At 51.4% G+C, this 13,208-nt stretch carries 11 protein-coding genes; 5 read left to right on the forward strand and 6 right to left on the reverse strand.

The window, feature by feature from the left end; all coding sequences use genetic code 11:
- Positions 1-268 precede the first annotated feature (268 nt).
- Positions 269-2,152, forward strand: a complete 1,884-nt coding sequence (locus ASD8599_RS01575) for a site-specific DNA-methyltransferase (RefSeq protein WP_108826910.1) — start codon at positions 269-271, stop codon at positions 2,150-2,152.
- Entirely contained in the window at positions 2,149-4,689 is a 2,541-nt protein-coding gene (locus tag ASD8599_RS01580; protein ID WP_108826911.1) for a DEAD/DEAH box helicase family protein, read from the forward strand. The genes ASD8599_RS01575 and ASD8599_RS01580 overlap by 4 nt, the downstream gene beginning before the upstream one ends.
- 3 nt (positions 4,690-4,692) lie before the next feature.
- Here ASD8599_RS01580 and ASD8599_RS01585 read toward each other — a convergent pair whose 3' ends face one another.
- On the reverse strand, positions 4,693-5,112 hold the full coding sequence (locus ASD8599_RS01585) for a helix-turn-helix transcriptional regulator (RefSeq protein WP_108826912.1): 420 nt from the start codon (positions 5,110-5,112) through the stop codon (positions 4,693-4,695).
- Between the two features lie 322 nt (positions 5,113-5,434).
- Between ASD8599_RS01585 and ASD8599_RS01590 the strand changes: the two genes are divergently transcribed.
- Positions 5,435-6,097: a heparin lyase I family protein gene (locus ASD8599_RS01590; protein WP_245926111.1), complete on the forward strand. Its 663-nt coding sequence runs from the start codon at positions 5,435-5,437 to the stop codon at positions 6,095-6,097.
- A gap of 553 nt (positions 6,098-6,650) precedes the next feature.
- On the opposite strand, the gene ASD8599_RS20205 is transcribed toward ASD8599_RS01590, so the two are convergent.
- Positions 6,651-6,818, reverse strand: a complete 168-nt coding sequence (locus ASD8599_RS20205; protein WP_181364380.1) for a hypothetical protein — start codon at positions 6,816-6,818, stop codon at positions 6,651-6,653.
- Positions 6,819-6,988: 170 nt separating this feature from the next.
- Here ASD8599_RS20205 and ASD8599_RS01600 point away from each other — a divergent pair, with 170 nt between their 5' ends.
- Positions 6,989-8,368 (forward strand): hypothetical protein, encoded by a 1,380-nt coding sequence (locus tag ASD8599_RS01600; protein ID WP_108826914.1) that lies wholly within the window; start codon positions 6,989-6,991, stop codon positions 8,366-8,368.
- A 92-nt stretch (positions 8,369-8,460) separates the two neighbouring features.
- On the opposite strand, the gene ASD8599_RS01605 is transcribed toward ASD8599_RS01600, so the two are convergent.
- The 3 genes from ASD8599_RS01605 to ASD8599_RS01615 form a co-directional block, all read right to left on the reverse strand.
- The gene (locus ASD8599_RS01605) at positions 8,461-10,632 is read right to left on the reverse strand and encodes an AAA family ATPase (RefSeq protein ID WP_108826915.1); all 2,172 of its coding nucleotides are present in this window, start codon (positions 10,630-10,632) and stop codon (positions 8,461-8,463) included.
- Positions 10,633-10,811: 179 nt separating this feature from the next.
- Positions 10,812-11,372, reverse strand: coding sequence for a recombinase family protein (locus ASD8599_RS01610; protein ID WP_108826916.1), 561 nt, complete (start codon positions 11,370-11,372; stop codon positions 10,812-10,814).
- A 164-nt stretch (positions 11,373-11,536) separates the two neighbouring features.
- Positions 11,537-12,058, reverse strand: coding sequence for a hypothetical protein (locus ASD8599_RS01615; protein ID WP_181364381.1), 522 nt, complete (start codon positions 12,056-12,058; stop codon positions 11,537-11,539).
- Between the two features lie 121 nt (positions 12,059-12,179).
- Between ASD8599_RS01615 and ASD8599_RS01620 the strand changes: the two genes are divergently transcribed.
- The gene (locus ASD8599_RS01620; protein WP_245925903.1) at positions 12,180-12,713 is read left to right on the forward strand and encodes a Crp/Fnr family transcriptional regulator; all 534 of its coding nucleotides are present in this window, start codon (positions 12,180-12,182) and stop codon (positions 12,711-12,713) included.
- A gap of 7 nt (positions 12,714-12,720) precedes the next feature.
- Here ASD8599_RS01620 and ASD8599_RS01625 read toward each other — a convergent pair whose 3' ends face one another.
- Positions 12,721-13,128 carry a MerR family transcriptional regulator gene (locus ASD8599_RS01625; RefSeq protein WP_108826918.1) on the reverse strand — a complete coding sequence of 136 codons (408 nt, stop codon included), beginning with the start codon at positions 13,126-13,128 and terminating at the stop codon, positions 12,721-12,723.
- Positions 13,129-13,208 lie beyond the last annotated feature (80 nt).

The raw sequence follows: 13,208 nt of genomic DNA on the forward strand, positions 1-13,208 counted from the left end.
ACAGGCCCGTTCGTTGGGTCTGAGTTTTCCACCCTCAGTTCCAGTTAATGAAGCGCACAAATAGGCTCAGCGCCTCAGCGCCGAATACGTTGTCGTTTGACCTAGATGTGGTTCGGCTCCGACTGAACGTCTAAGCAAGGGAACATCACATTATGGGTGAGATGTGGTCTAACATACTTAATTTCAAGACCAGCCGTGGAATCATTTCTTTGGCCTCTGTTCACTTTGGCAGCCCAAGGCTAATGTCCTTGAAAAAACTGGATTTCCGATGACTGGCAAATACGACGATCTCCACAAGACCCAACTGATCAAGCTTTTGGAGAAGCACGACCGCACCAAGAAGCTTGGGCTGGTCTGGGAGCGGGATGAGATTGATGCGGACAAGGCATTGGACCACGACTTCATCGTCGCCCAGATCAACGGTGATTTGTCGGACAAGCCCGCACCATGGGATAATCTGGTGATCGAGGGCGACAATTATGACGCCCTGCGGTGGTTGCGGATGACGCACCGTGGTCGGGTGAAGTGCATCTACATCGACCCGCCCTATAACACGGGTAAAAAAGACTGGGTCTATAACGACCGATACATGAGTGCTGAGGATCGCTTTCGCCAATCAACCTGGCTAGAGTTTCTGTATCGCCGTTTGACCCTTGCTCGTGACCTGTTGGCCGAGGATGGCGTGATCCTGATTTCCATCAATGATGAGCAGCGGGCTTTGCTGGAGTTGATGGCAGATGAGGCGCTTCCAGGGATGCGGCTTACCTCTTTTACCTGGCGGACTAGAACAGGTGGAAACGATGCCAAGGGTGCATTCGTCTCTGACAACCACGAACATATACTGGCCTTCGGTAAGCCAGCGTTTCGGTTTGGTGGATATGAAAAAACCTACGAAAAATACGTTTTTTGGGATGAAAAACAAAAGGATCACTATCGCCTAAGTGACATAAGCCAACCCAAAGATATGTCCGAAAGGCTTAACGGCTTCTATGCAATGTTCGACCCATCAACGGGTATCTATTACCCACCTAATCCTCAACGAGTTTGGCCCTCACCGTTTCCAAAAGGCTCGAAGTATGATGCCGCAGAAGCACCAGATGTTATGCCTGTATTTCCGCCTGATGAGGCAACGGCTGGACTTGTGCCGTTAGGCGATCAGATCGGTAAGTGGGTTCAGCAGAAACGTATTGAGTTTCCAACTGAGCAACGCGTGGAAGTGTGGTCATCTCGTGAGGAATTGCTAGATGCGATAGAACGTTCTGATGTTCCAATGGCTCGGAAAACCCGTAAGATTTGGGCTGATATGCCCCATCTCGACTTTTGGGTAGGTAAGAAGATCGGCTTTGGATTGCCTCAATGGGTTCGTTACAAGCGTGAACTAAAGAACTCTACCCAGCCAATTTCTTCATGGATCACACCTCTTTCCGAAAAATCCACACTGCCCTTAAGTGACGAAACCGACGCAAATGCACATATTGTCTCTGGAACGAATCAGGAGGGTACAACCGAAATTCAAGATATATTTGGGTCAAAGGCTTTCACCTACCCTAAACCCGTTTCGTTAATCCGTGAACTGGTGCGGCAATCGACTGCCTTGGATGATCTCGTCCTCGACTTCTTCGCTGGCTCAGCCACCACGGCTCAGGCAGTCATGGAACTCAATGCCGAGGATGGAGGTGACCGCCGCTTCATCATGGCGTCGTCAACCGAAGCCACCGAAGATGACCCCGACAAGAACATCTGTCGGGATGTCACCGCCGAACGTGTGAGACGATTGAATGCGTCGGACGACAAGAAATATGCGGACCTTGCAGCGGGCTTTGCTTACCTGCGAACCAAGCAGATCGACTTTGAGGACCTGGACTATGACCTGAACCCGTCTGATGCTTGGACCTGTTTGGAAGCTTTCCACGGTCTGCCACTTACGCCATACGATGCGGAGCAGTCGTGGAACGTGCATGAGGGCGATGGTGCCACGCTGGTGCTGGTGGATCGATTCGACCTGTCCTTGATCGAATGGCTGCGTCCACGGACTCTGCAAAACGTCCATGTCTACGCTTGGGCACCAGGTCAGATCACGCAGCACCTTGATGGGATGCACATCGATGTATCGCCCGTGCGGGAAACACTTGTGAAAGCCTTTCGCGCATGAGTGACCGCTACGCTTTGGCGAGATACCAGACCAATGCGGTCGAAGCTTTGACTGGCGTGGTGACGAAGGTTGCACGGCTTCACGACACAGACCCAGACCAACGCAACCAGATTGCCTTGAAGCAGGGCGTGACACTGCTGCAAAGCCCGACGGGCTCTGGCAAGACCCTGGTGCTGGGGCGAATGCTTGAGGGCCTCAGGGGCGCTTTGAGCCGCCCTACCGTTTGGTTATGGTTTACGCCCTATACGGGCCTAGTTGCTCAGACACGGGACGCACTTACAGAACAAGCAGGCTCACTTCGGCTGCGTGATGTTGGTAAAGATCGGGAAGCACCTGGCACACATGATGGTGATGTGTTTATCCAGACTTGGAAGACGGTCGCCGCAAACGACGCGAATGCGAGAAAGGTTAGACGTAAATCTGAGAGCAAGCTTTCGTTGGATGAACTGATTGCTGAATGGCGGTCTAAAGGTTTTTTTGTTGGCGTGGTAATCGACGAGGCGCATCTGAATTTTGGGGCCAGTGCCAAGGCCGCAGCAAGATTTTATCTTGATATCTTGCGACCTGATTTCACAATCCTCGCGACTGCAACCCCCAACGATGACAAGCTAAAGGCATTTAGCACTCAGGCAGGTGTTGACGTGGCCAGCCGTATTGTAATCCCACGTTCTGAAGTCGTCGACGCAGGTCTGAATAAAGTCGGCTTGAAGCTGGGTGTGATCCAGTTCCGACCTGGTGATGAAGTTTTGATTGATCATGAACAGGCTACGTTGACTGCGGCGTGGTCCCAGCACCTTCGGATCAAGGACCAGTTGAATGCTCGTGGTATAACGCTGACACCGCTGCTGTTGGTGCAGGTCGAAGATCAGGCCAAAGGTGAAGATGATCCCGTTGAGCGGGTCAAGGCAAAGCTGCACGATGTTGGCGTTCCACCATCAGCGATTGCCACCCATACATCAGGTGAACCCGATCCAAACTTCCACACGTTGGCTTATGATCCTGACATCGAAGTGCTGGTGTTCAAGGTTGCTGTGGCGACTGGGTTTGATGCCCCCCGTGCCTGGAGCCTGGTATCCGTGCGTCCCAACCGTGGGACGGATTTCGGTCTTCAGATTGTTGGACGCATTATGCGGGTGCATCCGTTGGTGCGACCATTCCACAAGCAAGACGAACTTCTCGACTCTGGGTATGTGTTCCTTACTGATCCAAACATGCAGGTCGGCCTTCAGTCCGCCGTGGACGAGATCAAAGCGGTGCAGGAAAGCATCGAGTTGATCACGGATCGGCTCGATTTCATGGATATCGATCCAACGCCTCCTGCGGAAGCGGCTGCAGAACCACGTGAATACCTGCCAGCACCACCTCAGACACAGCAGGAACGCACCACACGCCTTGAAAGCCTTGTGGCGTCAGGCATGGTCCACGCATCTGTCACGGAACTACCGTTGCAGGCACAAGACGAGGCAATTCAAAAAGGTGAAGCATGGCAAAGTGCCGTGCAGGTGCCATTGTTCACTGGCTTGCCTGCGTCAGCAGCAGCTACTGCTGACCCTATTCCCGCCAATCCCAACTTGCGAGCCTATCCGTTGAAGCAAGACCTTGGATTGCCCAAAGCCCTGTGGCGGGAGCTTGCTCCTGATCCAACCAGCATCAATGCCATGATAGACGACATCGCAAAGTCGTTTTGTCAGCGGGCTGATCTCAAGTCACTGCTGATGAAACGGAAGACAAAAGCCCATCTCAGCTTCGAGGACTTGTTTCGTGAAGTCGTGGCGGAAGGCCGTAGCGATGATGGTGGCATTGACTTTGGTGTTCGCCTTTCAAACGCAAAGATTGCTGAACGCGCCCAGCTTGCGTTCCAATTCAATGACGCTATCGACATCCGCGCACTCAAGCGGGCCTTGCTTAACGAACTAAAGTCCATTGTAGAAAACGACGGGTTGGATGTCACGGAAACGGACATGCGTCGTGCGATAGACCTTGCAGGAATGTTGCAGCCTGAAGCCCTGAAGGAAGCGATCAAAGAAGCGAACGGACGCAATACGCGCCTCGACAACTCAGCCGAAATCCCACTGCAATACTTCGGTCCAGATGGTTTGGCTCCAGCGAACCGATCAGCCTATGGCGTCTACCCTGCAAGAATGAATCTTGAAGAACGATCCTTTGCCGAATTGCTCGATCAGGACAATTCAGGCGCAGTGAAGTGGTGGCTGCGTAACCCTGAAAATGAAACGTGGGCGACACGTCTGATGTTGCCTTCGGGAAAACGATTCTTCCCAGACTTCGTGGTAGGTGTGGTTAATCGGACAAGCAAAGACAGTATTGCCCTTATCGAGATTAAGGACGATGGCAGCACAGGGCGTCTTCAGTCGGATAACAACATCGAAAAGATTAGGGTTCACCACCGAGAATATCGTAACGTGTTCTGGACCTACCGTTCCGATGGCGTCTGGGTTCGTGCGGCATACGAAGGTAGCTTGCACCGTATCGTCGATCAGAAACAGTTCGAGATCGCCGAGATTGTCTTCATCAACTGACGATCACCCAAGGGCTTTCACCATATCCTCGAATTTCTTCAGATCGACCTCATGCTCTGCCAGGTCGGCTTCGCTCAGAAATTTGGTTTCAAGACGATACAACGCAATGGTGAGGTCCCCCCGTTGTTGTGGTGACAACGAGATGCCCAGCCTTATTACCATTTCATCGAGTTGGACGATGACCTCACGCATCAGGTCCAACTCAAGCTTCTCCCTGGACGTCGCATAACGGAACAACTCGTGCGGCTCGATCTCGAAGGCTCTGGCAAGTTCCATCATCCGTTCCTGCGTGAGTGATGATGTCCCACGTTCTAGTCGAGATAACTGAGTGACGGATATGTTGAGACGACCTGCTAACGTAGCCTGAGACAGGTTTAGTGCCTTGCGAAATCTTGCAATGTTGTTCGGCACCTTGTTGGCCATCGTGAGCTACCTGCTGTTGTTCGTTTGTCATAATCGCCGATTTTTCCCTGCTAGTAGAGTCACGCCATGTGGCGTATTTGGTCATTTACCGTCATAATATGACGTATTATGTTCGGAACATCCACTTAGTGGCGTTCTTGACTCAAACCCGTCATGACGAAGGATCGCTCAGGTGGTATCTGATTTGGTGAGATTTGGGCCGTTTGCGGCATTCGTCTTGGCTTTGTTGGCGTTACCAGCGTCGGCCCAGAACGCCACGAACATCCTTGAGAACACACGCATCGAATCCCCGTTATCGCATGGTGCATCATACCAATTCGCAATGGTAAGCGGCTTCACCCGTCGTGGTGAAGTGGCACAGCGGTTCGAGATCAGAGATGGTGACTGTGGCCGCAGCAGGGGCTGGGACGACTGTGCCAATGACCGAGGACGGGTAGAACGGCGAGAACACCCCCTGAACGGCTTCTCTGAGCCTCACGAGGGCATCTGGTATGGCTACTCGATATACATTCCATCCGACTTCGTGAGTCTTGGTCGTGCCAACACACACCTGTCTCAGGTCAAGGTCGATGGTGAGGCTTTTCCGCTTTGGCAGCTTACGTTCAATGACAGCCCCTACATCCTGTATTCTGACGACACCTATTGCAGCCTTGGGTCCATGGCGACATGGCGTGGGCGGTGGAACGATGTCACCGTCTATGCCCACTATGGTGAGGGTGGCGAAGACTTGTATTTCCAACTCTACCGCAACGATGCCTTGCTCTGTGAACGTCGCAGTCCCTTGATGCCCCCAAGCATGTGGGGTCGCAGCCAACGGATCGGCTTCAAGTATGGCATCTACAACTCCTTCGTCAGTCAATATCTGGAGAACCATGATCAACTTCCGACGCATGTCATCCTCTACGATGAGATGCTGGCTGGGTCGCGGCGTGAGGACGTAGATGTCAGGATGCGTGAGGCTGCTGGATTGCCGCCAGTTGACTGAACTCACTCTGGTGATCTCAAGTCAGGCACGTCAGGCGATTTTGGAACGACTTTTTCATAGAAACTCAGTCCGACGGGCGATGGGAGCACGGCCCCTAAATATCCCAGAGGCTTACAAACGGAAGGTGATGATGTTGATGACGCAAGAATACGAAGCACTACTCGAACCGTATTTGTCTGACGCTTTTGCCGCAGCCGATTGGCCCAGTGGTTTCGCTCCGCGCCTATTGCTGGCGGTGAAGTTGCACAGGGGTGCTGTTCGGTTACTCAATGCGGAAATGGGCATCAGTGACCCACGGACGAAAAACCCCGATATGGTAAAAATGATGGATCGACACGCCCCTTGTGCCGAAGTCACTAACTACATCAGGACTAATTTGTGAGGCCCTGACCAACCCTGCCTTGTATTCAGACAAACGACACGTGTGCGGCTATGAGGACCGCACGTCGGCAAGGTGGTCAAAGCCTCAGACAAGGTGACTAGCCAAGTCCTTTAACCCGAAGCTACGTGAGAATTTTTTGGTTTCAAGTCCTGGGTGCGAACTGTTCTCACGTCATGGCAATTCATGTCCCTCAGCCACATACTCCCGCCACAATGCGTCAACGGCATCGTCAATCAGACTGCCACAAGTCAGCCGCGTATAAGACCTGAGTTGGTCCAATCGTTCACGGGTGAAGCCCGATACTGAACGCACTGCCAAAGTGTTCTTGGTGTTTTCCATGCTGATACCTCCACCCATATTTATGCAGATGGCGTGTTGAACGACCGAGAAACAGTTATCTGACACCTGTTTCACCTATCACCGTTCCAACCCTATATATGTTGAACAGGTGTAGAACGGTTGATCGACAAAGACTCACGATACACCAAGGTGGATTGTGGACTTTGAGCATGAAGAAGCAGAGATTCGTTACCAACACGACGAGCGTCCGAAAGGATGGAAAGTTGGCGTTCTCACCTCAAGGCCGTGCTATTGCGGACAGACGTATCGACGCGCAAAAACTCAGCCGTATACAGAAGAAGCTAGGAACCGACGATACCTTCAGTGACGAGTTCAAGGCGGCTTTCGACCCACAGACGGAATATGGGCAAATCCTGGAACGGGTCCAACTTGAGACCGAACTGGATGCGGCACGTAAGACCATCACTGCCCTGCGAAAATACCCAGACGATCCGCACTGCCAGCGTATTCTTGATGAGATGTGGGCCAGGCCAACAGCGAGGAAGAAGGACTTCCCTCTATGCCCGATCTGGCGTCATGAACGAGAGACCCGTCAGATTTTCGCTGCACAAAGCAGGTATGCGTTCCCACGGGTCACTGAGGAGTTGTATCTGGTCACTATCATCTTCGACTTCGCTGAGAACCTCGATCAGCTTGAGGAGGCTATGGTAGCTGCTCATAGAGTGATGCAACGTGCCGTGGCCCATATGGGGCGCAAACGCCACGGAGTGACGATGACAGGCACCCTAGAGTTCGATCTGAAGACCTTTGAGAACCTCACCAACGAACCCAAGTCGATCAGCTTGCTGAAGCAGCTTGGGGTGACTGCGACTGATGCTGGTGGATGGACCCTAACTGGGCATTTCTTCACCCGTGTTCCCCACAGGGAGGTGCTGGAAGATTGGCTTCGCAAGACCTATCCATCGTCCACTCCGAGTTGGCACCGTGTGCAGTTTGACCAAGTGAAGCAGAACAAGAAGCTCCTCGATCACTTGTCGAAGATACTGTCATACGTGAACAAGATGCCGATGGCATTGTTCAAGCCTCCGACGCGGAAGACCAAAGGCGGCGAACGTGAGACCGCAGACGAATTGATGCGACGGATGTCTGCGGCGTTCTATGGGGCAACCATGAACACGCACGTCGATCAATCTGTCATCGACCTGAATGCAGCCATCGTCCAATGGGCGAAGTTTGTGGATCGGGTAGGACCGAAGCTTCTATATTACTCCGTTGAGAGTTCACATGCACAGAAATGGTATTCTGAGTCGGAGATGGATTACATTCGGATGATCGATGCTGACATGACGACGGACGAAGATCGACGTGGTGGTAAGGGGAAGAAAGATGGTGAACACAAGATCGAACTGCATCGCGATCATGGCCTCCTTCCCCCGTTTGAAGTGCCGCCACACCTGAAGGGCCGAGTGCGAGACCTGCGTTCAAGGCCTCTGACCTATGATGCTGAGTGGGACTCGATGACTAACTGTTCGGGGATCAATCCTGATACCCACTACCATGACTTTGATCGATGGTCGGTGAAGCCATAGGTCATGTTTTGTTGGGGATCAGATGAAGGCCTGTGGGTTCGACTGATGTCCATACTTTGGCTTCGCCGCTGCTTCGCTTCGCACACTTACTATCAATTGTTCAACGCCGTTATCCCACGGTAGAGATCATGCAAGTGCATCGGGGCCATGTCCAATATCGGTTCAAACATGAATGAGTTCATATGAATGTTCTCAGGAGTCATAAGTAAGACTTGCTCGAACAATGCCATTGCAACTTCATCGTCGTTTTCACGATCATATTGCTTGATTAGCTTGCTCGTTTGACGCTTCGCTATCCCGTTGGCGAAGTTCGGATCGGCCAATTTGCTAATGATGAAGCGTTCGGTTGCAAGACGAATACCCATGGATAAGATTACCTTGTCCAGTAACTCTACCTCGTCGAGCGGCGCATCAATGATATCCCCGCACATAGAGGTGACCTTCACCAAGACTGACTCGTCCCCGCTGTAGCAATCGTTCGTCATGTTGGGGGAGAGAGTCCCTTGGAAGACCGTTTTGAGGTCATCAAATGTGACTGCATCAGACGCTGCCTTAACATGAAGTAGGTTCGTAAGACTGGTGAAGGTTTCATTATCGCCACTGTACTCCGCGAGATTTCTCACAAATGGGATGCACCCGACCATGCACTTGGGATCGTCCAATGCACCAGTCCAAGCGCCAATCGGGTTATCCCCCATTGAATCACCTTGAAAACGTATCTCATTTTCGAAACGACCTGCGATCAGTTTATTCGGATTGAAGACATTAAGCCGCCCCTTGACGGTTCGATAAAAATCGAAGTTATGGGTAAGAACCATGAGGTGGAAGTGATCCACGCGACTGATATCCTTTAGATATTCAATAATGGCGTATTTGTTTTTGTAGTCGAACGAGTCCGCAATATCATCGACCACAAGAAGCGTTTCATGCTGGGCGTTCGTCAACGCTTCAACTTCAAAAATGATGTTCAAGATATACAAAGCTCGGCGTTCACCATTACTCAAAACCTGTGAAAGTTTGTCAGGTGCCATCCGCCTATCGGCGTTACCATCCGTGTCCTTAAAAATAAATTCGATCTGCGGTCCTTCGATACCCAAAACCGCATCGGCCTTGTTCTTAACACCAACCTTGAACGGGACCGTAAACCTCTTGTTGAACTTAGAAATCACCTTTTCCCAATGCGTCAGTTCTGCTTCCGCTTTGACAACGATGCCCTTCAATTTCTCCACGCTTGCGTCATACTCGTCCAACAGGGCAACAAACTCAGATTTCATGGTCGTAAGGTAACCAATCCAAACCCTGCGTTTTAGCGCGTTGATGTCGTGTAGTTCGGGAACAAGATATGGATGTTCAAGCAAGTGTTCCCTGAACAATTGAAGCGGTTTAGTACTCAGTTTTCCGTCAACTTTGGCAAACATGTCGCCTAGCGTCTTATCAGTGAGGATGCGTTGTTTCTCGTCTTCGATCTGCGCACCCAACTCGGCTTCGTTCGAAATCTCGATGACACCATCACCAGTCTTCAGGGTTACAGTATGACCCCCTCTAAACCAACCGTTGTCCTTTAAGTTCTTAGCAACCAACCCCGCATTGGTATGGTTAAATACGCCACGCTTAAAGAACTGCGATTCTTCAAGCAGTTGGTCATAAACTTCTGAATACTGCGAGATCAGTTTTTGAATCTCATCGTCATCCAATAGTTCTACAACTTTCGGATCGAACAATACCTTATAGGTTATATCCGAATATTGGGCGTAAGCATCCTTCTTCACCTCTCGTTCAACCGTACCTAATGCAGTCAAGAACTCGTTCTGCGGTAGTCCAACAGCAGTAGAAAAGGCTTCTTCAATGCCTTTGGTCATCCCTGCTTTTTTCTTTAACACTTTCAGTAGGGCTTCGCGCTTTAGGCCAACGGAGTTAAATACCTCATCGTATTCGGCCTTGAGTTCTTCGCTTGCTAGAAGCGTAGACATCTTTGCGGACGAATATTTCTCATTGATCGAGTCCACGACAAACACTGCATCATTAGGTATTTGCTCTCCGTTCTCATCCAACACTTGGAAAGACGATGCTCGTTCAGGGTATACTAGGTCACTTGGGGCTTGGCCCTTAGAAAAATCCTTGAACGAACGCGCCAGGGAGGTCTTCATCAGTCCGTTCGGAGCATATATTGCTACTGGCATGTTGTTGTTTTCGAATGTGAACTCATGATTCAGTGCGGGAATGCCGTAACAATGCTGCATCTTTAGTTGGTATCTTGTTGTCATTGTCGTCCTACCCTTCGTAGTTACGCAGCTTATGCGTGGAGATCGTGTGCCTCAATGTGCACATGATGGCGCTGTCATCGCACTTATCATTTATCAATGAAATTCAGTAAAACTCTTAGATGGGAAGGGTCTTTGCGTCCCCACTAATTTGAACTTCATTCAGATGGCCCGAATGTTGCTCAACGCGACGCACCTGGCACCCACCTATAAAGTGTCGGCACTGATACGCCCACCGCAGCAGCGGCATCTTTCACAGGTGTTCCATTTGCAAGCAGTTCACGGACCGCGTTAATTTTATCATCCGTCATTTGCCGTGGGCGTCCACCGATCCGTCCTTTTGCTCTCGCAGCCTTCAGGCCCGCTTGGGTCCTCTCGATGATCAGGTCTCGTTCAAAGGCTGAGATGGCACCCATCACGTGGAACAGCAATCTTCCACCTGGAGTCTTGGTATCGATGGCCTCGGTCAGGCTCTGAAACTCGATCCCGTCGTTGTTCAAACGTTCCATGATCTCGATGAGATGTGGAAGGCTGCGGGCAACACGGTCGAGCTTATAGACCACCAGCTTATCGTCTGCACTCGGTCGAAGATATTCCAGCACTTCTGCCAGCACAGGACGGTTCTTCTTGGCACCCGAAGCAGTCTCGACGAAAATCTTATCACATCCCGCCGCCTTCAAGGCATTGATCTGGGCGTCGTGGGTTTGGCCATCAGTTGAGACCCGTGCATATCCAACTTTCATCCCATCCCCTTTCTCAAAACTCATCGACATCATAGCAGGATGACGTGATGGTTTCGATAGGGGGAAATGAGAGAATTAATGCATGTGGTTTATGGGCCAGGAGTGCATGTTCAGTCTGAGCAATTGAGAACTCGGATAACGACCGTTTGTGAGAAACGAAGCGGTTAGTGTGGCGACCGCCCAGTCGCGATCATGAGATGGTGCTGTTGGTGATGCGCACCGATTGTCATCAACCCAAAGAATCCCAGGCCCAGCACTTGGTTCAACTCGTCATCTGACCCGACCTGAACCAGCATCGATGCGCCATTATCTATTTCCCCAGCGGTGACGGTCCAATCCGATGATCCCTGCAACATCGGGCTATGTGCTAACACCATGCGTCTGATGGACGATGCTACCACATCATCTCCCGTGACTGTGAACGTCACACTCAACTCATCGTCCTTTCGCTCAACCGATGCCCTCGTCGTTACGTTGTCCATATCCACGAGGTGATCACGCAGAGCTTTGATATCGACCTGCGCCCAATCCGTGTTTGGATCATCACGCAGCAGGGTGACGATCTCAGCAATCGCCGCGAACTGTGACTGACCCGTTTCATTAGGTGTCCCCGACGTATCCGCATGTTGTGCCATAGCACCCGATGCGACGAACATCATGGCTGCTGATAAAAGACCTAGTTTCATTGAACACTCCTATTTCTTGATCATCCTAGCCAACTCCACACTGATACTTTATGATCTGGATCATATGTTTTCTGATGATCCCTTCTCCCATCTGCCCAGGACTGCGTGTCGCACAATTGAAATGCGGAAGGGGGACGTGCTGTTTCGCCAGGATCAGACAACATCGGGACTTTATCGTGTCGTCTCTGGGTGCGTGACGTTGCAACGAACTGGACTGGGTGGCGATACTTTGGCCTTGCACAGGGCATTGTCGGGCGGGCTGTTTGCTGAGGCTTCAGTCTTCTCAGAGACCTACCATTGCGATGCGATTTGCACTGAAGCTGGGAGCGTCACGAAGATCGCAAAGGCAGATGTCAAAGCCACATTGCAATCCAATCCAGAGTTCTCCGAAAGCTTCACAAGGTTGCTGGCTGTCCAGGTTCAACATTACCGCGCACATATCGAGTTGCTGGCAATCCCATCGGCCAAGGACCGCATCTTGGCGGCTGTTCAGGCAGGCTACTTCAATGCAACGATCACCGAGTTGGCGACCCGCATCGACCTCAGTCACGAAGCCTGCTACCGCGCACTGCGGGCATTGTGTGATGACGGTCGTGTGGTTCAAACGGGACGTGGACAGTACAGCCTAGCGCAATCATTCAGATCAATTGACTGATAGTCAGTTAAAGTGGCACCGTCGGAGCTTCACTCATCAAGCTGTCCAGCATCGGGCATGAAGATGTCCCCTCATCACAACTCGCAGACAGGCTCTGTAAGCCCGCACGAAGTCGTTCAAGACTATCAATCTTTGCATTGATCGCTACTAGTTGGTCTTCGGCCATGCTCTTCACTTCCTTACAAGAACGGCCTTGCTCGTCGTTCAGTGAAAGCAACGTTTGAATGATCGACATCGGAAACCCAAGATCACGGGAACGCTTTACGAAACGCAACTTTGCGATTTCATCAGCGGTATACAGGCGTCGCCCTGCCGCCGAGCGATCAGGTTTCGGAACAAGCCCCTCACGTTCGTAATAACGGATCGTCTCAATGTGGACGCCGCTCTTCTGCGAAGCTTTCCCGATGGTAAACATTTCTCTTGCTCCTGTAGTTGCTACAGGAGCTATGACTGGATGGCGGGTGCCAATGCAAATCAAACTCTGGCGATAACCGC

It is taken from the genome of Ascidiaceihabitans donghaensis, assembly GCF_900302465.1.
GTDB classification, from domain to species: Bacteria; Pseudomonadota; Alphaproteobacteria; order Rhodobacterales; family Rhodobacteraceae; genus Ascidiaceihabitans; species Ascidiaceihabitans donghaensis.

What these genes read in the sequence shown, in the direction of transcription:
- ASD8599_RS01625 (WP_108826918.1), bottom strand. Translation starts at nt 13,128, where the DNA reads ATGTTTACCATCGGGAAAGCTTCGCAGAAGAGCGGCGTCCACATTGAG.
- ASD8599_RS20205 (WP_181364380.1), bottom strand. Translation starts at nt 6,818, where the DNA reads ATGGAAAACACCAAGAACACTTTGGCAGTGCGTTCAGTATCGGGCTTC.
- ASD8599_RS01600 (WP_108826914.1), top strand. Translation starts at nt 6,989, where the DNA reads ATGAAGAAGCAGAGATTCGTTACCAACACGACGAGCGTCCGAAAGGAT.
- ASD8599_RS01575 (WP_108826910.1), top strand. Translation starts at nt 269, where the DNA reads ATGACTGGCAAATACGACGATCTCCACAAGACCCAACTGATCAAGCTT.
- ASD8599_RS01610 (WP_108826916.1), bottom strand. Translation starts at nt 11,372, where the DNA reads ATGAAAGTTGGATATGCACGGGTCTCAACTGATGGCCAAACCCACGAC.
- ASD8599_RS01615 (WP_181364381.1), bottom strand. Translation starts at nt 12,058, where the DNA reads ATGAAACTAGGTCTTTTATCAGCAGCCATGATGTTCGTCGCATCGGGT.
- ASD8599_RS01605 (WP_108826915.1), bottom strand. Translation starts at nt 10,632, where the DNA reads ATGACAACAAGATACCAACTAAAGATGCAGCATTGTTACGGCATTCCC.
- ASD8599_RS01580 (WP_108826911.1), top strand. Translation starts at nt 2,149, where the DNA reads ATGAGTGACCGCTACGCTTTGGCGAGATACCAGACCAATGCGGTCGAA.
- ASD8599_RS01590 (WP_245926111.1), top strand. Translation starts at nt 5,435, where the DNA reads ATGGTAAGCGGCTTCACCCGTCGTGGTGAAGTGGCACAGCGGTTCGAG.
- ASD8599_RS01585 (WP_108826912.1), bottom strand. Translation starts at nt 5,112, where the DNA reads ATGGCCAACAAGGTGCCGAACAACATTGCAAGATTTCGCAAGGCACTA.
- ASD8599_RS01620 (WP_245925903.1), top strand. Translation starts at nt 12,180, where the DNA reads ATGCGGAAGGGGGACGTGCTGTTTCGCCAGGATCAGACAACATCGGGA.